Source organism: Streptococcus mitis (genome assembly GCF_000960005.1).
Classification (GTDB): domain Bacteria; phylum Bacillota; class Bacilli; order Lactobacillales; family Streptococcaceae; genus Streptococcus; species Streptococcus mitis_CK.
The window spans coordinates 40383-66047 of the sequence record NZ_JYGP01000002.1 but is presented as its reverse complement, the minus strand read 5'-3'; the positions used below and the strand labels follow the sequence as shown (position 1 = coordinate 66047).

The following is a 25665-nucleotide window of genomic DNA, read 5'->3' as shown; positions in this document are numbered from 1 at the left end:
TAATTTGAACTAATTTTTACAACTTTTCTGTTCTTTTATGAACGTTTGAATGGTATCGTGGATACCAAGGAGGAATCATATGTCTAAAGTTGCTATTGTCACAGGTGCAGGTCAAGGAATCGGTTTTGCAATCGCAAAACGATTGGTTCAAGATGGCTTTAAGGTAGGAGTCTTAGACTACAATCCAGAAACAGCTGAAAAAGCTGTTGCCGAATTATCAGCTGAAAATGCCTTTGCTGTCGTGGCCGATGTTTCGAAACAGGCAGAAGTTGCACAAGCATTTCAAAAGGTTGTTGACCATTTTGGTGATTTGAATGTTGTCGTAAATAACGCTGGTGTTGCTCCAACTACTCCTCTTGATACAATTACTGAGGAACAATTTACACGTACTTTCGGTATCAACGTTGGTGGTGTCATTTGGGGGTCACAAGCTGCACAAGCACAATTTAAAGCACTTGGTCACGGAGGTAAAATTATCAACGCCACCTCTCAAGCTGGTGTCGTCGGTAACCCAAATCTAACTGTTTACGGTGGAACCAAATTTGCTGTTCGCGGAATCACACAAACATTAGCACGTGATTTAGCAGACTCAGGCATTACTGTTAACGCCTACGCACCAGGTATTGTGAAAACACCAATGATGTACGATATCGCTCATGAAGTTGGTAAAAATGCAGGAAAAGATGACGAATGGGGTATGCAGACATTTGCAAAAGATATTACTCTAAAACGTCTATCTGAACCAGAAGATGTGGCTGCAGCCGTCAGCTTCCTTGCAGGACCGGATTCAAACTACATTACAGGACAAACTATTATCGTTGATGGTGGTATGCAATTCCATTAAGATACACAAAAAGAGGTTGGAAAATGATTCAACCTCTTTTATTAGTTTTCATTATTAGTTAGGAGGATACAATAGAAACTCTTTCAATAAATAATATTAGCTTATCCTTAGTATTGAAAAGACTGGATAGCGTCTTTCAAGTCATCTTGTAAACTATTTCTCTGGTCAAGTTGAACATAGACTTCCAACAGACAGGACTTAAAGTTTGAAAATTTGTAAAAATCCTCCCTTTCTTCTATCGGAAAATCAACAGCTTTTATCCAAGAAGCTACTTGCTCTTGCTCCAACTTCCCTTGTAAAATAGGTTCATAGATCACTCTTGCTAAACGCCAATCCTCATCATCTGTAAAGCGAATCGAAACTCTTTTAAATAGTTGGCCAAGTATATCAAATACTTCATGAACTCTGTTTTTAGGAAAGTCTGGATGACAAACTACCTCTGTCAGTAAATCGGCTCCATGTGCAAAAGCATGAACCCAACCATACTGACTTGAAAAACCCGTTGTATCCTTTTCTTTTGAAAGATAGTGCAAGCCTTGATTTAAAAGGACATTACGAATTTCTACTTTTAATCTCTGATAGAAAATCGATTGCTGGTTGGCATCAGCAGACAAGAGATTTGCATAAATAAGCGCCCTAAAAGAACGTTCAAGTGTTGACAAGCCTACCTTATCAATCTCTTTATCTAACCCTCCATCAGATGAAATCCCTTCAGCAATGAAATGAAATTGTTCCTGTGTAAATAGCTCTTCCTGAATCCCTCTAGCAAAGCTTGTAAAAACAAGGTCATCGCGAATTTCTGGAGAAGAATCTCCCAAATGATCAAGCAACCATTGGATTTCTTCCTGGTTATAACTTGGTTTTTCTCCTGTTATTTTTCTAAGTAACTCTTGATACATGCTCAATACCTCTACATTTCTAGCAGCTGTTCAAAAAACCAGCCTTAAATGACATAATATTGAATTCTCAATTAAACACAATCTGATATACAATGAAGTAAATAACTATCAATATCAACTCTACAGCAAGTTCAAATTTAACATCACGACCTTCAACGGCGTTTTTGAAAATAGCTACAGCTAAGCCAAATATAATGACGCTTAACAATCCAGATATCATCAGCATAAGAATTACCTACCTTTCTATTCCCCTACTCTCCCAACTGGGCACTGTAAGCGATGATCTGATTAACCGTATCAGACAAGAATTGGATGGTATCACGAAGTGGTTTGTCCGTTGAAATGTCCGCTCCGATAATCATGGCTGACTCAAGCGGTGTCTTGCTACCACCTGACTTAAGGAGATTGAGCCAGTCCTCAGCTCCAGTTTCTGAGTTTTTCAGATGGAGGTAACCCGCAGTCGAGATAACAAGACCAGCAGAGTAAGTGTAACTATACAAGCCCATATAGTAGTGAGCTTGGCGCATCCAAGTCAGAGCCGCATCGTCGTCAATTTCAATAGCATCTCCCCAGAAATCTGTCAAAACTTCCTTCATAATGCTGTTGAGTTTGCTTGCTCCAAAGGTCTCCCCTTCTTCAATCAATGTATACACTTTACGCTGGAAGGCTGCTTCCAAAAGGTGAGTGATAAAATTATGGAAATATGTATCTGTCAAACGGTGAGCCAAAGCGAAGCGTTTTTGACGTGGGTCGTCAGATTGGTGCTCCAAGTAGTCACTGAGGAGTAATTCATTGAAGGTTGACGGTGCTTCAACATAGTAGGTCGACATGTGGGCATTAAAGTAGCTTTGGTGATTGTCTGAAAAGATGAATTGACCAGAATGCCCGATTTCATGAATCAAGGTATAGACATCGCTCAAACGACCAGTCCAGCTCATGAGAACATAAGGATGCACACGATATGGGTCCGCCGCATAACCGCCAGAATCCTTGCCACTATTGGCAGCAAAGTCCACCCAGCGCTCTTCTTGATAACGAGCAACTTCCTGACAATATTCTTGTCCCAAAGGTTCTACGGACTTCATGACCAAATCATAGGCGTCGTCAATAGTCACTTGAGGATTAAGGGCGCTGTCCAAGTCCAATTTCCAGTCTGCAAAGGTCATCTTTTTAAGACCATTGACCTTGGCAACATGCTTGAGGTATCTCTGAGCAACGGGCGCAAAATCCTTCATGATGAGGTCAATCTGACGATCAAACATAGCACGGTCCACTTCTTGCTCAGCCAGAAGATAATCAAAGACAGAGTCATATCCCTTCATATCTGCCAGTAGTTTTTCAGACTTGACTTGGGCTAGATAGGCTGCTGCAGCCGTATTTTGGTGCTTACGAAGACCTTCTGAGAAGGAACGGAAAGATTTCTCACGAACCTCAGCGTTCTCATGATTTTGGTAGAAATTTTCATAGGTCACAAAGCTGTTTTTGTAGGTCTTACCATGAGCTTCAAAGTCAGCCATTTCAAAGTCCCCAGCTCGCATTTTAGTGTAAATATCCTGTGGACTGTAGAAAACTTCACCTAGATTGGTCAAGGCTTTCTCCACATCAGCCCCCAGATAGTGGGCTTTTTTGATTTTGGCCTGACGAATGGCAGCTGTTAAATGTGGCAATTCCCCCAAACGATCCAAGACTTCCTCGTCTGCTGCCACCAAGGCATCGTCAAAGAAGGTCAAGGCTACGCTGGCATCTGTTTCAAATTCCATGCCAGCTTGGGCAATATTGGCAAATTCGTCATTGCTATAGTCTGTCGTCTGAGGCATAAAGCCATAGTTTCCAATATGGCTCATCTGAATGTAGATTTGTTCCAATTCCGCAAAGGCCTTTTCAAAATCCTCAAAAGTATGAAGATTGCCCTTGTAATCACGGCTAAATTGATTGATGTCTTCACGAGCCTTCTCGATTGCACGCAAGAAATCCTCACGGTCTTGGTATAGGGCTGTTAAATCCCAAAGTTCCTTCTCTGGAAATTCTGAACGGTGTTTTTGTTCCATTTTCTTCCTCTTATCTCTCTAATTCTAATAAAACACTAAGGGCTGATAAAGCGTAAAGTGGTGCTGTTTCTGCTCGCAAAATGCGAGGGCCAAGTCCTGCTAAGACTGATCCCTTAGCTTCGAAACTCTCAATTTCTGCAGGTGAGAGACCGCCCTCTGGACCAAAGATAAAGAGCAATTTAGCTCCCTTCTCGAGTCCAGTAACTGCTTGTAAAAGCGCAGTGGCTTCACCTTCTTTGGCCGACTCTTCATAAGCCACTACGATGCGGTCAAACTGGTCAAGTTGGGCTAGAAAATCTGCTTTCTTCTCAAAAAGCTGAATACTTGGAACAACATTACGCTTGCTTTGTTCTGCTGCTCCAAGGGCAATTTTTTCTAGTTTTTCAACCTTTTTACCCAATTTCTTGCCATCCCACTTAGCAACGGACCAATCGGCAGGGAAGGCCCAGATTTGACTGGCACCCAGTTCGGTTACTTTTTGAGTGATAAACTCCAGCTTATCTCCCTTGGGAAAGCCAGATGCGATGGTCACCTGGATTGGTAATTCCACGTTGTCAGCTAACTTTTCAACCAACTCAAACTGACGATTTTCAACATCCAAGACGCGCGCCAAACGCTTGATACCATCATCAAAGACTAAGGTCACCTCATCATCTTCTTTCAAGCGCATAACCTGAAACATATGCTTGCTGGTTTCCTTGTCCTCGATGGTGACAGGAGAGACTGCACTCCCCTTGACAAAATACTGCTGCATGCTAGCCTCCAATCACACCTGAAATATCCTTGGTTTTCTTAAAGACACAGGCATTCCATTCCCCTTGAACCATGTGGGTTTCAAGGAAAAATCCAGCTGACTCAGCCGACTCGCGCACCATGTCCCACTTGTCCTTGATAATGCCACTCATGATCAGGTAGCCTTCATCCTTGACCAAACGATAGGCATCATCTGTCAGATGAATGAGAATATCCGCCAAGATATTAGCTACAATCACATCTGCCTCAATCTCAACACCCTTAAGCAAGTCTCCAGCAGCAACGTGGATATTTTCCATTCCAGGGTTAAGTTCAATATTTTCCTGAGCAACACGAACTGCTACATCATCTAGGTCATAGGCGAAGATTTCCTTGGCACCAAGTAGCGAGCTAGCAATGGAGAGAACCCCTGAACCAGTCCCCACATCTAGCACTGTCTCGCCACCACGAAGAACCTGTTCCAAGGCAAAGAGGCTCATCTTAGTAGTTGGATGGGTCCCAGTACCAAAAGCCATCCCAGGATCTAGCTTGATAATCTTTTCCCCAGCAGTCGCCTCATAGTCTGTCCACGACGGCACGATGGTCAAATCATGAGTGATGCGAGCAGGTTCATAGTATTTCTTCCAGTTGTCTGCCCAGTCTTCCTCAGCCAAGGCAGTCGTCCCCATCTTGACTTCACCCAAATCCATAAAATCTGTCAATTCTGCTAGACGAGCCTGCAAATCTGACTCAACCGTTGCTACATCAACCGTATCAGGGTAATAGGCTGTCACTACGATTTCTTCTTGCTGCTCAACCTCTGGGAAAATCTCGCCAAAGCGGTCAACATTTCCCACATAGTCCATACTATCTTCGATCGCAACACCTTGCGCTCCTAGCTCGATCAAGAGATTGGAAACTAATTCCTCCCCCTCACGCTTCACTGTAACTTTTAACTCTTGCCATGTTTCCATTTTATATTGTGCTTACCTTTCCATCAGGTTAAAAATAGTCTTTCCGATAACAACAATAAGATTATCTCTTAATTTCTTCTCTAACTCTAAATCAATACCACTATTCTGTATGAATTTGTCTTCTACATTTCTATATAAACGTTTCACCCTAGTGGGATTTCCCGGATCAAAATTAGGCATATAATGATAAATTATGACAGGGACAGAACTACTGATTGATCTTTCAGCAATCTGACTCCAGATATACTTATCAGTCTCTCCCAAAGAAACCCCATAAAGAATAATAATATCAGAGTTTTTAATAATATCACTATTTTTCACATCCATATTTTCTCTATAGTTCTTCAAAACTAAGTTTTTTACGAGGGATTCTTTTTGTTCTTCGTCAAAACTATTTAAAATTTGTGTTTCATCGCTAACTCCTAAAACCGTGCAAACAGCTACTGTTCCATGTGCATGGATTGGAGGCGCAATATGAAAATCATAATTATTATTTCGTAATTGATTGCTGAATGATTTTGCTGACCCATTATATAATTCATCTATTACATTTGTGTAATTAAGAGTTAATATATTCACGATGTCGTGTTGATATGGATTTTCATTATATTTTTTATCAATAACAGGCTGATTGATTGCAGGAAGAGATTTCTTCATATTATTTAGAGTACTTACAAAATCAATTACATTGCCTTTCTCAATATTTTTTCTTGTTGTATGCGTAGATATTCTCTTAAATCATCAACTACTTCACTAAAATCATCTATAAATTTCTCCTTCATTTCTATACTTGAGGAGATGAGGTCGTTATCTTTTGTTAATTTACCAATTGACAATTCAAAATCTGACCAATTTTCATAATCCTTTACTTTATCAGAAAATAGCGACTCATAAATAAAATTTGAATATCCCTCCTCATTTTCTTTCCTACTTATGTAAACCTTATTTTGAAATTCATAGAAATCATTATATCTTGTTTTCAAACCATATTGTAAATCCAAACCATTTCCGACGATATAGGTGATATTCATATCTTTAAATTCTACCCCCTCTAATAATTTCTCTATTTTTCAAATCATTTACTTTTCTTATAAATAATCCCTTAATCTCTCTTGCAACTGAGGTACAGCTTGACTGGAGCTAAGAAATTCCTCGACATTCATCAGCTGATGGCCCTGTCCTTCATCTCCAAAGGTAATATTGTCAAATTGTTCTTGTCTTAGCTGACCAACCATAAAGACAGAGTACCGACCTTCATAGAGCACACTTGGATAAACCCTACTCCAAAGCAGACAATCCTCAGTCAGATGAATCCCCAGTTCTTCATAAACTTCACGCGCCGCACATTCAAATGGGCTTTCGTCCCCTTCACGGCCACCACCCGGCAACTCCCACATATTGGGCCAAGGGATATTTTCCTTATCATCACGCAAGATGACCAGTAGCTTATCACCACAAAATAAGGCAATCTTGCAACCTTGGAAATCAGTAAGTTCTATTTCCATATTAGACTCCTTCGGTTAATTCCTTTTCCAGCTCAGCTAACCAGTTTTGATAATAGCTTTTCTCATCCCGTAACATCCGACTGCTATTCATTTTCTGTCTAGCAATCTTCATAGCCTTGTGAGTTTGAACTACATCTTTCTTTACCTTAAATTGATACCAAGCTTGAATGACCTGCATATCTGCTGTTTTTAGAGATAAAAAGGATTTGACTCCTCGAATACTTGCATATTCTTCCGCCTTCTTATTATCTCCTTCCATCAGAGCAACTTGAAGAAGGTATAATTGAGAACTAGTTTTAGACATTGGATTGTCTGTTTTATCTAACACAGACTGAAACTGTTGCTTTGCAAGTTCTATATTATCATCCAATATGAATACCAACCCCTGAAGAGTCTGAACACTTTCTGTAAAAATCCCTCTCACCTCCTCATCAACAGGCATGATAAAGTCTTTTAAATCATATTCTTGAGGAGCTAGCAAGGTCTGGGCAGAATGCCTCAACATCAGGTAGGCGTATTTCGTATTTTCAGGGTGTTGTAGCAATTCCCAAATTTTTGCTCCATCGGTGATGCCGACTGGCAAAATGTTATTTAGGAAGAAAGACAAATTAAGAAAAATCCAAGTCCCTGCAAAATACCAGCTTCTTGTCAAAAACCCAAACACTATCGCCAATAATATCAAGCTGAGATGAACCATCAAGCCTCCTGAAAGCATCAGGATGATGCTTTGATCGCTTTCATCCTCTTTTAAACCAATGTATTGAGCACCAACATTTTTCAGAATGGCTGTTCTACTAAGACGAAACTTGCCTGACTTTTTGGTCAAAATAAAATGTCCTAATCCAAAAGCCACCAGCCGATAGCCTGTCAAGTAGCCACAAAAAGCATGTCCCAGCTCATGAAGAATAAAGATTAAATACATGCTTAGAAGAGCGAAGGCATAACCAAAAGTAAAGACTAAAACTGCGGAATACCCCAGCTCTGCAAATGCGATTGTTCCACAAGCAAAAGACAGCATAATAAAGACAACAGCTAGCACATAAACCAAATAAATCCCAATTTTCTTCATAAAATCTCCAACCAACTCCTAGTATCTCGGATAAGGATAAAATTCCCCCTCTTCCAAGCCAACTTTTCCTTCTTCAAAGACTTCTTGGTTCCATTCCATGACAAATTCTTCTGCTTCTGGGTCTTCCAAAAAGTCCATAAGGGCATCTAGTCCAACCTCGGCAGTATCTTTAAGGAATAGCGCAAAATAAGCTAAAAATTCACGAGAAAAGCCTTTTTTAGGTAGGTAAGGAATGACAGTCAAATAGTCTTCCTCATTGACTGTTGATTTGGCAGGATTGTAAAAAAGCACTGCTTCCTCAAAGAGGATATCATCTGACGAAACCTCTCCGTCTTCATCCACCATCTCCACACCTGTAGCATTTTGTGCCTCCAATAGAAAACTCACTTCAACCGCGTGGTTGCGCTTGTCCCAACTAATCTCAAAGTCAAAGGGAAAATTCTTCTCCAACTCTTCCTCTAAAACATCTAAAAATCCATATGTTGCCATTTTGTCCTCTTTCTATGCGACTCTTAAATCGCCCCGATTGCTCGGAAATATGCTAAAATAGATACTACCATCTTACCACATATACATCAGAAAATCCACGTTAGAAAGGACTGCTATGCCAGACAATCTCGCGCTTCGCATGCGCCCTAAAACCATAGACCAGGTCATCGGTCAGGAGCATCTGGTCGGACCTGGAAAAATCATCCGTCGCATGGTGGAAGCCAACCGTCTGTCTTCCATGATTCTCTACGGACCTCCGGGCATCGGCAAGACCAGTATTGCCTCTGCCATCGCTGGAACAACAAAGTATGCCTTTCGAACTTTCAATGCGACAGTTGATAGTAAAAAGCGACTGCAAGAAATCGCGGAAGAGGCTAAATTTTCAGGTGGTCTCGTCCTATTACTAGACGAGATTCATAGACTAGATAAAACCAAGCAAGACTTTCTCCTTCCTCTCTTGGAAAGTGGACTAGTCATCATGATTGGGGCTACAACTGAAAATCCTTTCTTTTCTGTCACTCCTGCCATTCGCAGTCGTGTTCAGATTTTTGAGTTGGAACCTCTGTCTAATCAAGACGTCAAAGAGGCGCTTCAGATAGCTCTAAGTAACCCTGAACGTGGTTTTGATTTTCCAGTAGAACTAGATGAAGACGCGCTGGATTTCATCGCAACCTCTACAAACGGAGACCTGCGTTCTGCCTTTAACTCGCTGGATTTGGCAGTTCTCTCTACCCCTGAGAATGATAAGGGCATCCGCCATATCACTCTAGACATCATGGAAAATAGCCTGCAGCGGAGCTACATTACCATGGACAAAGATGGAGACGGTCACTATGACGTTCTATCTGCCCTGCAAAAGTCTATCCGTGGCTCAGATGTTGATGCCAGTCTTCACTATGCTGCCCGCTTGATTGAGGCTGGTGATTTGCCAAGTCTCGCTCGTCGTTTGACTGTTATCGCTTATGAAGATATCGGTTTGGCCAATCCTGAAGCCCAGATTCACACCGTGACTGCTCTGGATGCTGCACAAAGGATTGGATTCCCAGAAGCCCGCATTCTCATTGCCAATGTCGTGATTGATTTGGCCCTTTCTCCAAAATCCAACTCGGCCTATGTGGCTATGGATAAGGCACTTGCTGACCTCAAAACATCAGGACACTTGCCTATTCCGCGACACCTGCGTGATGGGCACTACAGCGGAAGCAAGGAACTGGGGAATGCCCAAGATTATCTCTATCCACACAACTATCCTGGAAATTGGGTCAAGCAAGACTATCTGCCAGAAAAAATTCGCAATCATCACTATTTCCAAGCAGAAGATACTGGTAAATATGAACGGGCTTTGGCTCAAAGAAAGGAAGCCATCGACCGTTTACGAAAAATCTGAAATCCTTTTCAAAAAATTGCACTTACCTCTTGATTTTTTTTGAAAAAGTGGTATCATATAAACATAGAAACGCTGTGGTGTACGACTTCACACTTAAGTGTTGACCGACTATTTTTTGTATTATTAGGGAAACAAAAGTCTTCTAACAGCATGTAGGCCGTCTCACACGGAAACAGCTTCAGTTAGAGCGAGTTGCCCACCTGCTTAATTGCGCGGGTTCAATACAAACCGTGAAGTTTCGGCACCAATACAGCTTTTTTCTTTGCCTCCTTAGCTCAGCTGGCAGAGCAGCGGACTCTTAATCCGTGGGTCACAGGTTCGATCCCTGTAGGGGGCATCTAAATACAACAGGAAAAGCCTTGATAACCAAGGCTTTTTTGCTTATCTATAACTGATTTGCCTCATCATTTGCCCCACTTTTAAATCTATCTTTTCTTTTTGAACCAAATTACATCTTAACAAATAGTGTAAAGCCAGTTACTTTTGCTTTGATGCCATACAATATTTTCATGTAGAGAAGACAAATTTTATCTTCTCTTTTTATTTTCAAAATAATAAAAACTGATTTTCTTTTCATGAATCAGACTGAAACTTCCAAATTTTCCATTTAGTTTATTGATATTTCCTCTAAAAAGGTGTATAATATTTTTATTATTAAACTATACTATATAACAGGATGGTATTGAAATGAAATTTTCTAATCGTTTATCGCTATTCCTTGCAGGAGTTATTTTTGTCCTTTTAGCACTCTTTCTATTTACAGACCCAGTAGCTAATCTTGTTGCTTACAGCTGGTGGATTGCATTTGGTTTACTGGTTGCTTCTATAGCAGCTATTTTAGGCTATTTCTCTGTACCAAAAGTGCTTCGCTCACCAGCTCATCTTTTCCAAGGGATTGTTAATCTTCTCTTAGCTCTTTACCTCGTTGCCTATGGCTTTGTGACGCTGCCAGTTGTCATTCCAACTATTTTAGGAATTTGGTTAATTGTAGAAGCCATTATAGCTTTCTTTAAAGGCAATCGTCTGGGATTGATTTTCCCTATTATTGGCAACCATATCATGTGGATAGCGTTGCTTGCATTTTTACTAGGTCTAGTGATTTTGTTCAATCCAGTAGCTACAAGTGTCTTTGTCGTTTATGTCGTTGCCTTTGCATTTTTAATTGTTGGTTTCACCTATATCCTTGATGCCTTTCGTAAATAATCTAGCTGCCATTTTGGGCATATTAAAATAGCTGGGAAGTTACATTCTCAGCTTTTTCTGTTGCCTCCTTAGCTCAGTTGGTAGAGCAGTAGACTCTTAAGCTATGGGGCGCAGGTTCGAGCCCTGCAGGGGGCACATCTAAATCAACAGAAATAAGCCTTGAAACCAAGGCTTTTTTTAACGTCTAATAGCTTTTTGTAGAAAAGTATTTAAAAATAAAAGAGAAGAGAATCTCTCACTCTCTTCTCAGTATATCTTATTAAATTTAGTTTTTCTTAATCTACCTGATTTTCCTTTGCAACGACAAATTCTTTAACCAGTCGATAGATAACAGCAAATACGGGGGTAAAGAATATCATTCCAAGTAGTCCGAAAAGATTCCCTCCGATACTAGCAGCCGCAAGCGTGAAAAGGGCTGGTAAGCCAATAGATTGACCCACAACTTTGGGATAGATAAGATTTCCCTCAATCAGTTGTATGATTTGATAAAGAACAATAGAAAGTAAGGCTTGACTTGGACTTACTGTAAAGATAAAAATCGCTCCCAGAATACAAGCAATCATAGGACCAACATAAGGAATGAAAGACAGTACTCCTGCAAATATACCTGTCATTACCCCATAAGGTAGTCCAAACAGGCTGTAGCCAACCGCTATCATAACTCCTATGATGACTGCTTCAATCAGCTGACTCATCAAAAATTGGTCATAAGTCTCTAGTGCTACTTGTCCAATGTAAGTTAACTTTGTCACCACTTTCTCTGGAAATATAACTTTTAGAAGTCGACTCGTCATCGCTGCCAGATGTTCCTTACTGGATAAAAATGAAAAGGTAAATACTATAATCAGAAAGGCATTCATTATACTTGAAAAAATATTTCCTATATTACTAGTCAGACCGGATAAGAAGGTTATCAAAGCTTGACTAATAGAGCTAGACTGTCCCTGAATTCCTGATACGATAGTTGACAGCATGTCTTTGGTTACAAATTCCGAGCTGTCTAGCAATTTCCTAAGTTGAGTCAGGACTGTTGAAAGGACTGCTCCCAGCTGACTAATAGTCTGAGCAAGGGTTGGAAGCACCAAAACCAAAAGACAGATCACGATTAAGATAAGAGATAGGAAAACAAGCACCATAGCAATCGGACGGCGCAACCCTGCCTTTACCTTCATTTTAACTAGGAATTCTTCAATTTTTTTCATGGGAACATTGAGCACAAAAGCAATGACAGCACCATAAATCAAGGTAGAAGTTACTTCAAAGAGAGATACTGTCCCTGATATAAAGCTTGATGCATTCAGAATTACAAGAGTAACCAGCCCTATAAAAAGTATTAACGGGGTGTATTTTTTTACTAAATTCATAAATTCTCCTTAATAAACATGATAAACATGTTTAGATACGACTATACTATTTGGTTTTTCAAACTCTCGGTCAAGGTAAGCTTGGTAAGTTCCTGGTGCGATAAATCCTTTGGGTGAGAGGATATCTGTTCCAGCCTGACCGACTATGGTATCTGCCAAGAGCACACAATTTGTGGATAAGACAAAGTAGGATTTAAACTTAGATTTGATAAATTTATAAAGTTCCCCATCCGTCTCATGTCTGATTTTATAAGCGTAGGTGTAGTCTTCCTTACCATCACCTGTCGTGATTTTATCCGCACTTGGCTCCCATGGAATCGTCAGTTGTTTCAATTCAGTCAACATTTTTTGAATTGCTTTTTCCATTTCAGGTGTCAAATCTATTCCGTAACCAAAAAGTGTTTTTTGACTCTCACGTTTACATAGATCAATGTACTTATCGCGGTCACAGAAATATAAGACACCATCTCCTACCATACCAAATAAGGTCTCAGATGACGGATCATAGTTGCCATAAGAAATAACACGGCCCTGATAGCAGATATCCACATGACCAATAGCTGAAAACAGGGAGGTCTCAGCTGTATGAACAAAAATTTCTAGCTCTGCTGTCTTACCAGACTTCACTATTCCAAGATGGATATCTTCTTCCTCATCAGCATTTTCCAGCATAAATTTGTTAATTTTTGCTAAAGTTCTTGCAGGGATGAGAGCGGCTAGGACAATAGGTAAGCTAATTCTAATGCGACGTTTGAGATGGTTTTTCCCAATTTCCCCTTCAAATAAGAAACCGTCACGGATATTGGACAGACCATAAAGGAAAAAATAAGCCCCTAAAACAAAGAGTTGAAAGACAGAATTTCCCGTAGAGGACAAAAGACTAGCTCCACCAAGAAAAACTAGTAGAATACCATCTAGTAAGAGACGAAAACGAGGTCGAATATTATTTTTACGGTAGAGAACATAGGTGACAAGATTAATCGTGGCCCTAAAAATCTGATAAACTCCAATCACAAGAGCCAGAACATAAATCGGTATATCAGTCGCAAGATTAGAACCTAGCAAATATCCCAGCACTAACAATTTAACCAGTGCAACTCCCAAGGTATCCGTTGACTGGCTTTTTTTGAAAACTCTTAATAGCAAATCTACGACCGTTGCTATCCAAGCTAAAAACAGAACCAGGCGAATAACTGTTACTGGCAACCAAGTCCCCGTGACCATCAAGATGAGACCTAGCAGAACAAACAAGAACCCCTGAGCAAGTAATTTCTTACCTGTCAGACCTAAAGATAGAATTTTCGCCATATAAAAACCTTTCAACAATAAAAATTAAACACTCCGATTAAACTGACTAGTAAATAGCCAACACTACAAACAGCCTGTGCCAGCAACATATGGTGACTAGAAATGACTGTAGTAATGTCACCATCTTGTCTTATGCACTTCTAAAATTTGTTATATTGATTAGAAACCAGAGCTTATAAAAACTAGCTAAACTCGAGAGATAGACACAATTGCGACGAAAAAATGTATAACCAATTCAACTTGTTAAGGTAAGAAAGCATTATTTCCAATCTATTAATTATTCATCTATTACCTATTATGACACAATATTCCCTATAGTTCAACTTTTTACTTGTTTTTATATTACACGGACTAAAAAGTTTTCAACAGTTGATTGCATTTGTTTTAATAAGTTTTAACCTTTCTTGGTTAGATAAAAAAAGAACCATACAGTTTAGAATCTGTATGGTTTTTGCCCCACTTTTGTCCCATTTTTAAATCATGACATTGAAAATACCTAAAATCACTTATATTTCAATATTTTTAATTGCTCTCAATATGAAAGTCCTTTCCAAATCCCTGTAGGGGGCATCTAAATACAACAGGAAAAAGCCTTGATTTACAAGGCTTTTTTGTGTATCTGTTCTACTTTTGGTCAACTAATGGATATCAACGGTATAATTTTATGAACACCCTTCCCAGACAGCTCTAATCTGATTGCACTCAAAATTTTTTAAAATTTAAAACAAAAGACTTGCTTTTCTTTTAATTTATGTTATACTTGTTCTTGTATCTGATACAAGTTTATTAAGAGAGGGATTCATATGGATACAAAATTCTCAGTTGCTTTGCATATCTTAACAATGATTAGTGAAAGCAAGGAAACCTTAAGTTCTCAAGCACTAGCTATTAGTGTTGGGACTAACGCTAGTTACATTCGAAAAGTGATTGCCTTATTGAAAAATGCAGATTTGATTCATTCCCAGCAAGGAAAAACAGGTTATCAACTCAGTAAGTCTCCAAAGAAAATGACTTTACTAGAGATCTACTATGCTACTCAAGAAATCAATCACATTAGTTTATTCCCTGTTCATCAAAATAGCAATCCTGATTGCCCTGTTGGAAAACATATCCAAGGAGCAGTTTCACCGCTTTTCGCTAGTGCCGAATCTCAATTAGAGAAGGAATTAGCAAATCAAACTTTAGAAGATGTCATTGACAATCTATATAAACAAGCTAAACAAGTCCGAAACTGATTTGATAACAAGTCAGTTTTTACTGGAAATAACATATACTTGTATCAGATACAGGTATAAAATCATATAGAAAAAGAAAAGAGAAATCACATGAAAGCCGCACAACACACTACTTATAACAAAAACAATATCACACTGAACATCACAGAAATCGCTAAACCAAGTATTACAGACAAACAAGTATTGGTGAAAGTCACCGCAGCCGGTGTTAATCCTCTCGATAACATGATCTCTCGTGGTGAGGTCAAGATGATTGTTCCTTACAAACTTCCTCAAACTGCAGGTAACGAGGTCGGTGGGATCGTTGAAAGCATTGGCAAGCAAGTTGACAACTTTCAGATAGGAGACCGTGTCTTTGGCCGTCTGCCACTTGATCATATCGGCGCCTTTGCAGAATACGTAGCTGTCGATAGCCAAGCCTTAGCCAAGGTTCCAGACTATCTATCAGACGAGGAGGCTGCTTCTGTTCCTCTTACTGCCTTGACCATTATACAGGCTCTTGAACTCATGGGCGCTCAAGCTGGGAAAACGATCTTTATTTCTGGTGGGACTGGTGGTGTCGGTGGAATGGCCATTCCAATTGCCAAGGCCAAAGGTTTGAAGGTCATCACCAATGGAGCTGGAGATAGTGCTGAGCGTGTTCTGAAACTAGGAGCAGATAGATTTATCGATTACAAAACAGAGGATTATACAAAAACTGTTAGCCAGGTTGATTATGTCCTCGATACACTTGGTGGGGCTGAAACTGAAAAACAAATGTCTATCATGAAAAAAGGTGGTCATCTTGTTTCCCTTCGTGCCATGCCAAACGGTGCCTTTGCCAAACGCATGAATCTACCAAAATGGAAACAGATGATTCTTGGCTTAGCAGGTCGCAAATTTGATAAGATGGCGGAAAAATATGGCGTCCACTATCATTTTATCTTTGTAGAAAGCAATGGCGCTCAATTACAAGAGGTAGCTGACCTCTTTAGTAAATTAGAAATCAAACCCTCTATCGATACAGTTTATCCATTTGAAGAGGTAAATAGCGCATTAGACAAGGTCGCTAATGGTCGCTCACGTGGAAAAACAGTCCTCAGCTTTAAGAAATAAAAAGGAAAACACAATGTCATATCTTACAACTAAAAATCAATACATCACGGTCGACGGGAACAAAATCGCTTATCGCGAACTTAGTAAAGGCAAATCAAAACTACCTCTTCTGATGCTGGTCCATTTGGCAGCAACTCTCGATAACTGGGATCCTAAACTCTTAGACTTGATTGCTGAAAAGCACCATGTCATTGTAGTCGATCTTCCTGGAGTAGGAGCCAGTCATGGCAAAGTTGCTCCGACTATTCCTGGAATGGCTGAGCAGACAATTGACTTTGTAAAAGCGCTTGGTTACGATAAAATCAATCTTCTTGGCCTTTCTATGGGAGGTATGATTGCCCAAGAAATCATCCGAATCAAGCCTACTCTAGTGAACCGTTTGATTTTGGCTGGAACAGGACCTCGAGGTGGAAAAGAGGTCGATAAGGTCACAGGGAAAACCTTTAGTTATATGTTTAAAGCTGGACTCGAGCGCATCGATCCTAAACGCTATATCTTCTATAATCATGATGATCAAGGGAAAATTGAAGCCTTGAAAGTCCTAGGACGAATGGGTATGAGAACAAAGGAATTTGCGGATAAAGATATGAACCTATCAGGATTCCTAACTCAACTCAAAGCTATTAAACGTTGGGGGAAAGATTCGCAAGACGACCTAAAATTTATCATCCAACCAACCTTAATCGTCAACGGGGACAAGGATATGCAGGTTCCAACGGAAAATTCTTACGATATGCATGCAAAAATCGAAAATAGTAAGCTGATCATCTATCCAAATGCTGGTCACGGTTCGATCTTCCAATATGCAGAGGAGTTTTCAAAAAAAGTCATTGCTTTCTTGGAGGACTAAGATGGTCAAAACTATTCTGATTACAGGTGCTACTGACGGTATCGGTAAACATTTGGCAAAGAAATTGGCTAGTGAAGGGCATCATGTCATCCTCCATGGTCGAAATCCTCAAAAACTTGAGCTGGCGCTTCAAGAGGTTAGGACCGTTTCCTTGAGAGGCAGAGTTTCTAGCTACCTTGCAGATTTTTCAAAATTAGATGATGTTTATCGATTTGTAGAGGAAATCAAGAGAGAATTTCAAAGTATTGATGTCTTGTTTAACAATGCAGGCCTTTATGCTGGAAAAGAACGAAAAGCGAGTGCTGAAAATGTCGAGTTGACCTTTATGTTATCTGTTCTGGTTCCCTATATTTTAACAACTAAGCTAGGTCCCTTGTTAGAAAAAGCGTCTGACGGCCGTGTCATTAATACTTCTTCCTATATGCATCATTTTGCTAAGGTTAAGGATTTAGACTTTGGATTTGAGACGAACTACAATCCTGGTTTGGCCTACAATAATTCCAAACTTTACACTATTTGGATGACACGCTATCTAGCAAGGGATTTCTTTTTAAGAGGTTCAAATATCACCATCAATTCTTACCATCCTGGCTTAATTTCAACAAACTTAGGGAATTATTCCAGTGATGAAAAGACGAAAAAGTCTCTCTTCGGACGCTTGATGAAGTCATTTTCCAAAAATCTAGACGAGGGAATTGAAACAGGCTACTATCTTACATTATCAGAAGAAATCATTGGTTTGACTGGCTACTATTTTGATGATAAAACTGTCAAAACAGTTTCTGAAAAAGGGTATACACTTGAAAAAGCTCAAGATTTAACCAATTACTGTAATGATAAAATTAAGTTATTTAAACAGAAATATGTTGAGTTTGATTAAAAATTTAATACAAGAGGAAGACTGGACAGGAACTCAATTTCAGGAGAAAACGAAGTAAATCTTCCCACAATAAAACGCATAATATCAAGGTTGTTCAAACTGGATACTGTGCGTTTTTCAGATTTCAAAGACTTTTCCTAGCCACTTTTTTGCTTCTATCTTCCCTTTTTCATAATGTATTTCCGTTCGGGTTCTTCAACCATTTGAACGATTTCAAATCCTTCTTTTTGGTAAAGATTGTAAGCTGCTTGATTTGCCTCGAAGACATTTAAAGAAATAGTATCTATATCTTCATTTTCAAAGACCAAACTAACAAATTTCCTTAAAGCCTTGCTACCTAAGCCCTGCCCCTGTTTCTGGGGGGTAATAAAAAATCTCCCGATATGAAGATTCCTATCTTCTAGTCTAATTTTCTGGATAAGTCCGATAAACTCTTGTCCATCAAAGATTGAAAATATTCCTTCCAAATCCTGCAAGGCTTGAATGGTCAGTGGAAAAGAAATCTTTGGTCCCATCCATTGTTCTTGAAAAGCTTGGCCGAGGGAGTTGGACCATTGGCATACGAGCTGAGCGTTTTCTGTACTCACATTTTCTTCAAAACGAATTGTCATCTTGACCTCACTATCTTGTTTATGTTTCTCCATTATACTACTTCTCCAATTTTTTACGAATAGATAAGTATGATTGATATTTATTTTTTTCTTGTCGGGAGCATTCTCGCTTCCTTTCTTGGTTTGGTCATTGACCGTTTTCCTGAGCAATCCATTATCCTACCAGCTAGCCACTGCGATGCCTGTCAGACTCGCTTGCGCCCCTTGGATTTGATTCCGATTATCTCTCAAGTAATTGGTCGCTTTCGCTGTCGCTACTGCAAGGCTACTTATCCTATCTGGTATGCCCTCTTTGAACTGGGCTTAGGAATCCTCTTTCTAGCTTGGTCTTGGGGAGTACTTTCTTTGGAACAAGTCGTCCTCATAACCGCTGGCCTGACCTTAGGAATCTACGACTTTCGCCATCAGGAATATCCCTTACTGGTCTGGATGACTTTCCACCTAATCCTAATGGCCGGCTCTAGCTGGAATCTGGTCATGGTCTTCTTCCTTGTCCTTGGAATTTTGGCTCATTTTATCGATATCCGCATGGGCGCAGGGGATTTTCTCTTTTTAGCTTCTTGTGCTCTCGTATTTAGCGTAACGGAGTTACTGATCTTGATTCAGTTTGCTTCTGCAACAGGAATTCTAGCCTTTCTCCTACAAAAGAAAAAGGAAAGACTTCCTTTTGTGCCTTTCCTCTTACTTGCTGCTTGTGTGATTATTTTTGGTAAGCTACTGCTTGTCTGATAAAGTTCTCAATCGGCTCTCCTTGGTAGAGAGCTTTTACAATTTTTGAACCGACGATAACGCCATCTGATACCGCATTGAAGCGTTCTACATCGGCTTGACTAGATACGCCAAAACCTGTCAAGACTGGGATATCGGCCACTTGATGCAATTGTGCCAAGTGCTTGTCCAAGTCTGCACGGTAGTTGCCAGATTTCCCTGTCACCCCATTGATAGCAACGGCATAGACAAAGCCTTCCGCTCCTTCAATCAACTCTTTTTGACGCTCAATCCCTGTGGTCAAGCTTACTAAAGGAATCAAGGCGATATCTGTATCTGCCAAAAATGGTTCTACAAAGTTGGCATGCTCATGAGGTAGGTCTGGGATAATCAAGCCCTTCACAGCTGTATCCACCAAATCTTTAACAAAGTTCTCCACACCGTACTGAAAGAGGGGGTTGAAGTAGGTCATGATGACCAGTGGAACCTCTGTTTCAATGGTTTTCAAGGTTTCAACCAAAGCTTGTGTCGAAGTCCCGTGGGCTAAACTACGCAAGCCAGCTTCTTCGATAACAGGTCCATCTGCAACAGGGTCTGAAAAGGGAATGCCCACTTCAATAGCTGAGACACCCAAATCTTCTAAAAAGTGGATTGTTTCTCCGAGTCCATCCAAACCTTTTTCGTGGTCACCAGCCATGATATAAGGAACGAAAATTCCTTTTCCAGATGCTTTGACAGCATTTAATTTTTCTGTTAGTGTCTTAGGCATGAGCTTCTCCCTTCTTTGCTGCATCTGCTTCCAAGCGGTCTTTGACTTGAACCACATCCTTGTCCCCACGACCTGACAAGCAGACAATCATAGACTTGTTTGGTCCAAGTTCTTTGGCCAATTTCACCGCAAAGGCAATGGCATGGCTAGATTCCAATGCTGGGATAATCCCTTCCACACGAGACAAGAGTTGGAACCCTTCCAAGGCTTCCTCATCTGTCACAGGAACATAGCTGGCACGTTTGATATCGTGGTAGTGAGAGTGTTCTGGACCGATACCAGGATAGTCCAAACCTGCTGAGATCGAGAAAGCTTCAAGAATTTGACCATGGGCATCTTGGAGCACATCCATGAGAGAACCGTGAAGAACACCCGGACGACCCTTTGTCAAGGTCGCTGCGTGGTGCTCTGTATCCACACCAAGTCCTGCTGCTTCAGCTCCATACATAGCTACTGACCCATCTTCCACAAATGGATGGAAGAGCCCGATAGCATTAGAACCACCACCAACACAGGCTACTAGGGCATCTGGCAGATCTTGACCTGTCAAGTCACGGTACTGTTGTTTAGCTTCTCGACCGATGACACTTTGGAAGTCACGAACAATTTCTGGGAAAGGATGAGGCCCCAAGGCAGAACCAAGGATATAATGGGTATCGTCGATATTAGCCACCCATGAACGAAGGGCTGCATTGACCGCATCCTTGAGCACGCGCGAACCATCAGTCACAGCCTCGACCTTGGCTCCCAAAAGCTCCATACGAAAGACATTGAGGGCTTGGCGTTTAACATCTTCCTCACCCATGTAGATGGTACATTCCATGTTAAAGAGGGCCGCAGCTGTTGCAGTTGCTACACCGTGCTGACCAGCACCTGTTTCAGCGATAATTTTCTTTTTGCCCATGCGCTTAGCCAGAAGAACTTGTCCCAAGGCATTGTTAATCTTGTGGGCCCCTGTATGGTTAAGGTCTTCCCGTTTGAGATAAATCTTGGCTCCACCGATATGCTGGGTCAAGTTTTTTGCGTAGTAAAGGGGAGTTTCACGTCCCACATACTGGCGCAAAAGTTGGTTTAATTCCTCTTGGAAACTTGGGTCTGCCTGACTTTCACGATAAGCCTTCTCCAACTCCAAAACTGCTGTCATCAATGTCTCTGGGACGAAACGTCCGCCGAATTTTCCGTAAAATCCATCTTTATTTGGTTCTTGATATGCCATTCTTTACCCTCTCTATAAATCTTCTAATCTTTTTATGATCTTTTTGTCCATCTGTCTCCACTCCGCTTGATACATCGACTGCATAGGGAGTAAAGTGTTGAATTGCTTTTACTACATTGTCTTCATTAAGCCCACCTGCGATAAAGAAAGGCTGAGTTAATCCAGTCGTATCCAGTTGAGCCCAGTCAAAGATCTGGCCACTCCCAGCCACAGGGGCATCAAAGAGTAGATAGTCTGCCTGAGAATTGGGCACATGACCCTCTCCATCCACCTGCACAGCCTGAATACTGGCACAAAGCAAATTCTCAAATAAATCATCTGCCACCTGACCGTGAACTTGAACCAAGTCCAAGCTAACTTTGTCAATCGCTTCTAGCAGTTGAGCCCGACTTGGTGAAACAAATACACCAACCTTTTTCACATCTGCAGGAATAATCTTTGCCAACTCAGCAGCCTGATCCAAGATCACCTGTCTTTTACTAGGTGCGAAGACAAAACCGATGTAGTCGGCTCCTGCTGAAACGGCTGTTTCCACCGCTTCTTTGGTCGATAGTCCACAAATCTTAACCTTTGTCAATCTGCAACTCCTTGATTCTTTGAGCCACATCCTCTGCCTGCATGAGAGCTGTCCCTACTAAAATTCCGTTAAAGTATGGTGCTAGTCGTTCCGCATCCTGCACTGTGAAAATAGCAGATTCAGAAATGTACAAGCAATCATCTTTGAAATGTTTAGCCAAATCTACACTGGTCTGCAAGTCAACTTCAAAGGTGGTCAAGTTACGGTTATTGACCCCGATAATCTGGGCACCAAGTCTGTGAGCCACTTCTAGTTCAGCTAGATTGTGAGTTTCCACTAAAACTTCCAGACCAAGCTCTGTCGCATAGTCATAAAGTTCCTTAAGACGTTCTTCTGACAAGGCTGCCACAATGAGCAGGATGACTGTTGCACCTGCATTACGAGCGCGGATAATTTGCTTTTCATCGATAATAAAGTCCTTGTTAAGCGTCGGAATCTGTACCTGACTGGAAATCTCCCGTAGATAATCCAAATGCCCTTTAAAGAAAACCTCATCTGTCAAAACCGAAATCATCACTGCACCATTTGCTTCATAAGTCTGGGCCTGTTGCACAATATCCACATCGAGATTGATATCTCCCAAACTAGGACTAGCCTTCTTGACTTCAGCGATTACCTGTAAACGGTCTTGGTGTTGTTTTAGATAGTCAGCCAAGCGATAGGTCTGGCGCAGGGGCTGGATTTCCTCCAGCTCCATCTGCTCCACCTCACGCGCCTTCTGCTCCAAAATTCGTGCTAAAAATTCCTGACTCATTTTTGGTACTCCTGTAACAATCTGAGTTTTTCAAGGGCCTTGCCACTAGCAATCACTTGTCGGGCCAAGGCAACTCCTTCCTTGATGCTAGCTGCCTTACCATTGGCATAGAAACCAAGACCAGCATTCAAGACTGTAGTTTCCAAGAATGGACTTGGTTCGTTCTTCAGAACACTGAGCAAAATTTCTGCATTTTCCTGAGCATTCCCTCCACGAATATCGTCGATAGCGTAGCCTTCCATCCCCAAATCCTCTGGAGTAAAGCTTGACAAGCTGATTTCGCCATTTTCAAGAAGTGCGATCTTGGTTATTCCGTTCAAGCCAGCTTCATCCAGTCCTTCTGGTCCAGCAACTACTATAGCACGTTTGCGACCCATATTTTTCAAAACCTGAGCTGTACTTTCTAGAAGTTCTGGACGACTAATTCCAAGAAGCTGTGTTTCCAAAGCCATTGGGTGAATCAGTGGACCCGTCAAGTTCATAATCGTTGGAATTCCTAGTTCCAAACGAGCTGGCATGATGTATTTCATGGCTGGATGCATATTTTTAGCAAAGAGAAAGACGATGCCAGTTTTATCAAAAACCTTACCTAGTTCAGCTGGTTTGAGGTCAAGATTGATACCCAAGGCTTCGAGGACATCTGCAGAACCAGATTTAGAAGAAATCGAGCGGTTACCATGCTTGGCCATGTGAACACCGCCACCAGCCAAGACAAAGGCTGCAGTTGTGGAAATATTAAAACTGAAAGACTTGTCCCCACCTGTACCACAGTTGTCCATGGCATCATGAATCTCAGTTGGAATGTGTTGGGCATGTCCTCTCATAACTTGGGCAATAGCTGTGCGTTCTTCAGGTGTTTCCCCCTTCATCTTAAGAGCCAATAGAAGAGAAGCAATCTGCGCTTCCGTTACACGCCCAGTTACGATACGCTCAATGACATCCGTCATTTCCACACCTGATAAATTTTCAAATTTTGCTAGTTTTTCAATAATCTCTTTCATCCTAGTTTCCTCACTTTACAACCTTCTCAATAATCTCTTTCATCCTAGTTTCCTCACTTTACAACCTTCTCTATAAAATTCCGAATAGAAGACAAGCCATCTGGCGTTCCAATGCTCTCTGGATGGTACTGGAAGCCATAAATCGGTAGGTTTTTATGTTGAATCCCCATGATGGCTTGGTCATCAGTCGAACGAGCTGTCACTTCAAAGTCTTCTGGCATTTCTTCAATCAAAATACTGTGGTAACGCATGACTTCACGGCCATCCTCGATGCCTTGATACAAAACAGATGGCGCTTCAAAGCTGATATTGCTCTGTTTCCCATGCATGACTTTTGGAGCCAAACCTAACTTACCACCAAAGACTTCTGCAATGGCTTGGTGGCCCAAACAAATTCCAAGAATCGGCTTCTTGCCAGCAAAATCACGAATCATGTCTTCCATCTTTCCAGCATCAACTGGCCAACCAGGACCCGGAGAAAAGACCAGACCATCTGCTTTTTCAGCTTCTTCATATAGTTTAGGATCATCATTTCTCAAGACTTGCACTTCTGCAAAATTCCCAATGTATTGCGCCAAGTTATAGGTAAAAGAATCATAGTTGTCAATTAATAAAATCATGGTCTTAGTTCTCCAATTCTAGTCATAGATTTAGCCTTGTTAATGGTTTCTTGGTATTCGTTTTGGGCGATAGAGTCGTAGACAATCCCTGCCCCAGCCTGCACATAGGCTGTTTGATTTTTGAGAATCATAGTTCGGATGGCGATGGCGAAATCCATATCACCCGTCGCAGATAAGTATCCGATTGCTCCTGCGTATACGCCACGTTTTTCTGTTTCCAGTTCATAGATACGTCTCATGGCACGAATCTTTGGTGCTCCTGACACTGTTCCAGCAGGAAGTGTTGATTTCAAGGCATCCATGGCAGTGAGTTCTGGGAGCAAACGCCCTTTCACCACGCTGGTCAAATGCATGACATAGCGGAAGAGCTCCACTTCCATATACTTGGTGACTTGGACACTTGCTGTTTCAGAGATGCGACCGATATCATTGCGTCCCAAATCTACTAGCATCCGATGTTCTGCTGTTTCCTTCTCATCAGAAAGCAGGTCAGTCGCCAAAGCCTTGTCTTCTTCATCCGTTGTTCCTCTTGGTCGTGTACCAGCAATCGGATTGGTTGTCACGATGCCATTTTTAACTGAAACCAAACTTTCAGGACTGGCACCGATGATTTGATAATCCCCAAAATCGTAGAAATAGAGGTAATTAGATGGGTTGGTCACGCGAAGATTTCTGTAGAAGTCAAATGGATTTCCAGTAACTTCTGCTGAGAAACGCTGGCTGAGTACACATTGGAACATATCTCCGTTACGAATCAAGTCACGAGCGATTTCCACCATTTCCTCAAACTTCTGAGGAGCAATATGGGGTTTGAAGTCTAACGGAGATAGATCCAAGTCTTCAAATTCATTTGGAGCAGGAATGCGTAATTCCTCAAGCACTTGGTTCAAGGCTTTTTCCAAGGCCTCTTGACTGCGCTCACTATAGAGAGCATCCTCGATGACATGGATTTTTTCCTTCTTGTGGTCAAAGACCATGTAACTCTCATAGACGAAGAAATGCATGTCTGGCGTTCCAATCGTATCTTGAGGGATTTGACCAATTTCTTCATAGAGCGAAATCATATCGTAACCAACAAAGCCAATAGCTCCCCCACCAAAAGGTAGGTCTGAATGGTGCTGGCTCTTATGAGTCACTTCATAAAGGCAATCCAATGGATCCCGATCAATCACTTGACCATTTTGATAAAGGACTCCATTTTCAAACTTAATCTCAAAAACTGGATTATAGGCTAGGATAGAAAAACGAGCGGTTTCCTTGTCTCTCGGAATACTCTCTAAGATAACCTTGTGTTGCCCCTTTAGGCGCATATAAGCCAAGATTGGTGATAAGACATCTCCATGAATGATTCGTTCCATTGTCATTTCCCTTTCAGTTCTACTTCTAGTCCGTGGCGACTGTATGAAAAATCCCCACGCAAAATAACTTGCGTGAGGACGAAATTCGCGGTGCCACCTCAATTATAGGATTTCTCCTATCTCTCATTCCTGTCTCAGATACCTCCTGTAACAGGCTGTGCGATAAAGG

At 41.1% G+C, this 25665-nt stretch carries 25 protein-coding genes, 2 tRNA genes, 1 pseudogene and 1 other annotated feature (1 of these 29 cut by a window edge); of the genes and pseudogenes, 10 read left to right on the top strand and 18 right to left on the bottom strand.

The features are described from left to right. Positions 1-79: 79 nt before the first annotated feature. Positions 80-844 carry a (S)-acetoin forming diacetyl reductase gene (locus tag TZ90_RS01620; protein WP_000048147.1) on the top strand — a complete coding sequence of 255 codons (765 nt, stop codon included), beginning with the start codon at positions 80-82 and terminating at the stop codon, positions 842-844. Between the two features lie 107 nt (positions 845-951). On the opposite strand, the gene TZ90_RS01615 is transcribed toward TZ90_RS01620, so the two are convergent. The 8 genes and pseudogenes from TZ90_RS01615 to TZ90_RS01570 all read right to left on the bottom strand — a co-directional run bounded on the left by TZ90_RS01615 (position 952) and on the right by TZ90_RS01570 (position 8560). Continuing rightward, a complete protein-coding gene (locus TZ90_RS01615) occupies positions 952-1743 on the bottom strand; it encodes a DUF2785 domain-containing protein (protein ID WP_045611099.1) in 792 nt (263 codons plus the stop codon). A gap of 251 nt (positions 1744-1994) precedes the next feature. Continuing rightward, entirely contained in the window at positions 1995-3791 is a 1797-nt protein-coding gene (gene pepF, locus TZ90_RS01605) for an oligoendopeptidase F (RefSeq protein ID WP_045611098.1), read from the bottom strand. 10 nt (positions 3792-3801) lie between these two features. After that, entirely contained in the window at positions 3802-4545 is a 744-nt protein-coding gene (locus TZ90_RS01600; RefSeq protein ID WP_045611096.1) for a 16S rRNA (uracil(1498)-N(3))-methyltransferase, read from the bottom strand. A 1-nt stretch (position 4546) separates the two neighbouring features. Continuing rightward, entirely contained in the window at positions 4547-5497 is a 951-nt protein-coding gene (gene prmA, locus TZ90_RS01595) for a 50S ribosomal protein L11 methyltransferase (RefSeq protein ID WP_045611095.1), read from the bottom strand. Between the two features lie 12 nt (positions 5498-5509). After that, positions 5510-6528 (bottom strand): annotated as a pseudogene (locus TZ90_RS10655) (AbiH family protein). 57 nt (positions 6529-6585) lie between these two features. Next, the gene (locus TZ90_RS01580; protein ID WP_045611090.1) at positions 6586-7002 is read right to left on the bottom strand and encodes an NUDIX hydrolase; all 417 of its coding nucleotides are present in this window, start codon (positions 7000-7002) and stop codon (positions 6586-6588) included. A 1-nt stretch (position 7003) separates the two neighbouring features. Next, positions 7004-8071: a M50 family metallopeptidase gene (locus tag TZ90_RS01575; protein ID WP_045611088.1), complete on the bottom strand. Its 1068-nt coding sequence runs from the start codon at positions 8069-8071 to the stop codon at positions 7004-7006. An 18-nt stretch (positions 8072-8089) separates the two neighbouring features. Further along, positions 8090-8560 carry a DUF3013 family protein gene (locus TZ90_RS01570; protein ID WP_045592523.1) on the bottom strand — a complete coding sequence of 157 codons (471 nt, stop codon included), beginning with the start codon at positions 8558-8560 and terminating at the stop codon, positions 8090-8092. Between the two features lie 115 nt (positions 8561-8675). Between TZ90_RS01570 and TZ90_RS01565 the strand changes: the two genes are divergently transcribed. The 4 genes from TZ90_RS01565 (at position 8676) to TZ90_RS01550 (ending at position 11285) form a co-directional block, all read left to right on the top strand. Continuing rightward, complete coding sequence (locus TZ90_RS01565; protein WP_045611086.1) at positions 8676-9947, top strand: replication-associated recombination protein A; 1272 nt, start codon at positions 8676-8678, stop codon at positions 9945-9947. A gap of 264 nt (positions 9948-10211) precedes the next feature. Then, positions 10212-10284 (top strand) — tRNA-Lys (locus TZ90_RS01560). Between the two features lie 350 nt (positions 10285-10634). After that, complete coding sequence (locus TZ90_RS01555) at positions 10635-11150, top strand: DUF308 domain-containing protein (protein WP_000672743.1); 516 nt, start codon at positions 10635-10637, stop codon at positions 11148-11150. Positions 11151-11212: 62 nt separating this feature from the next. After that, positions 11213-11285, top strand: a tRNA-Lys gene (locus tag TZ90_RS01550). A gap of 140 nt (positions 11286-11425) precedes the next feature. Here TZ90_RS01550 and TZ90_RS01545 read toward each other — a convergent pair. Both TZ90_RS01545 and TZ90_RS01540 read right to left on the bottom strand, forming a co-directional pair. Next, positions 11426-12514 carry an AI-2E family transporter gene (locus TZ90_RS01545; RefSeq protein WP_045611085.1) on the bottom strand — a complete coding sequence of 363 codons (1089 nt, stop codon included), beginning with the start codon at positions 12512-12514 and terminating at the stop codon, positions 11426-11428. A 9-nt stretch (positions 12515-12523) separates the two neighbouring features. Beyond that, on the bottom strand, positions 12524-13822 hold the full coding sequence (locus TZ90_RS01540) for a membrane protein (protein ID WP_045611083.1): 1299 nt from the start codon (positions 13820-13822) through the stop codon (positions 12524-12526). 803 nt (positions 13823-14625) lie between these two features. Between TZ90_RS01540 and TZ90_RS01535 the strand changes: the two genes are divergently transcribed. From TZ90_RS01535 to TZ90_RS01520, 4 genes are all read left to right on the top strand, one after another. Next, positions 14626-15057: an Rrf2 family transcriptional regulator gene (locus tag TZ90_RS01535; protein WP_000379854.1), complete on the top strand. Its 432-nt coding sequence runs from the start codon at positions 14626-14628 to the stop codon at positions 15055-15057. Between the two features lie 90 nt (positions 15058-15147). Beyond that, on the top strand, positions 15148-16152 hold the full coding sequence (locus TZ90_RS01530) for an NADP-dependent oxidoreductase (RefSeq protein WP_024056548.1): 1005 nt from the start codon (positions 15148-15150) through the stop codon (positions 16150-16152). Positions 16153-16165: 13 nt separating this feature from the next. Continuing rightward, a complete protein-coding gene (locus tag TZ90_RS01525) occupies positions 16166-17002 on the top strand; it encodes an alpha/beta fold hydrolase (RefSeq protein WP_045611082.1) in 837 nt (278 codons plus the stop codon). A gap of 1 nt (position 17003) precedes the next feature. Beyond that, complete coding sequence (locus tag TZ90_RS01520; protein ID WP_033584329.1) at positions 17004-17882, top strand: SDR family NAD(P)-dependent oxidoreductase; 879 nt, start codon at positions 17004-17006, stop codon at positions 17880-17882. 155 nt (positions 17883-18037) lie between these two features. Here TZ90_RS01520 and TZ90_RS01510 read toward each other — a convergent pair whose 3' ends face one another. Then, positions 18038-18493, bottom strand: a complete 456-nt coding sequence (locus TZ90_RS01510) for a GNAT family N-acetyltransferase (RefSeq protein WP_045612518.1) — start codon at positions 18491-18493, stop codon at positions 18038-18040. A 69-nt stretch (positions 18494-18562) separates the two neighbouring features. On the opposite strand from TZ90_RS01510, the gene TZ90_RS01505 reads away from it, so the two are divergent. Further along, positions 18563-19222 carry a prepilin peptidase gene (locus TZ90_RS01505; protein WP_045611080.1) on the top strand — a complete coding sequence of 220 codons (660 nt, stop codon included), beginning with the start codon at positions 18563-18565 and terminating at the stop codon, positions 19220-19222. Here the strand turns inward: TZ90_RS01505 and trpA are convergent. Genes trpA through trpE form a run of 7 tightly spaced genes read right to left on the bottom strand, consistent with a single transcriptional unit; the run spans position 19194 to position 25496 of the window. Further along, complete coding sequence (gene trpA, locus TZ90_RS01500) at positions 19194-19970, bottom strand: tryptophan synthase subunit alpha (RefSeq protein WP_045611079.1); 777 nt, start codon at positions 19968-19970, stop codon at positions 19194-19196. The genes TZ90_RS01505 and trpA overlap by 29 nt on opposite strands. Further along, positions 19963-21186, bottom strand: a complete 1224-nt coding sequence (trpB, locus tag TZ90_RS01495) for a tryptophan synthase subunit beta (protein WP_045611078.1) — start codon at positions 21184-21186, stop codon at positions 19963-19965. The genes trpA and trpB overlap by 8 nt, the downstream gene beginning before the upstream one ends. Then, positions 21164-21763: a phosphoribosylanthranilate isomerase gene (locus tag TZ90_RS01490; RefSeq protein WP_045611077.1), complete on the bottom strand. Its 600-nt coding sequence runs from the start codon at positions 21761-21763 to the stop codon at positions 21164-21166. Before TZ90_RS01490 ends, trpB begins: the two co-directional genes overlap by 23 nt. After that, positions 21750-22517, bottom strand: a complete 768-nt coding sequence (gene trpC / locus TZ90_RS01485; RefSeq protein ID WP_045611076.1) for an indole-3-glycerol phosphate synthase TrpC — start codon at positions 22515-22517, stop codon at positions 21750-21752. The genes TZ90_RS01490 and trpC overlap by 14 nt, the downstream gene beginning before the upstream one ends. Further along, a complete protein-coding gene (trpD, locus tag TZ90_RS01480) occupies positions 22514-23518 on the bottom strand; it encodes an anthranilate phosphoribosyltransferase (RefSeq protein ID WP_045611075.1) in 1005 nt (334 codons plus the stop codon). The genes trpC and trpD overlap by 4 nt, the downstream gene beginning before the upstream one ends. A 53-nt stretch (positions 23519-23571) precedes the next feature. Next, positions 23572-24138, bottom strand: coding sequence for an aminodeoxychorismate/anthranilate synthase component II (locus tag TZ90_RS01475; RefSeq protein WP_045611074.1), 567 nt, complete (start codon positions 24136-24138; stop codon positions 23572-23574). Beyond that, the gene (gene trpE / locus TZ90_RS01470; RefSeq protein WP_045611073.1) at positions 24135-25496 is read right to left on the bottom strand and encodes an anthranilate synthase component I; all 1362 of its coding nucleotides are present in this window, start codon (positions 25494-25496) and stop codon (positions 24135-24137) included. The genes TZ90_RS01475 and trpE overlap by 4 nt, the downstream gene beginning before the upstream one ends. A 71-nt stretch (positions 25497-25567) precedes the next feature. Then, positions 25568-25665: a binding site (T-box leader), on the bottom strand (it continues 128 nt past the right edge of the window).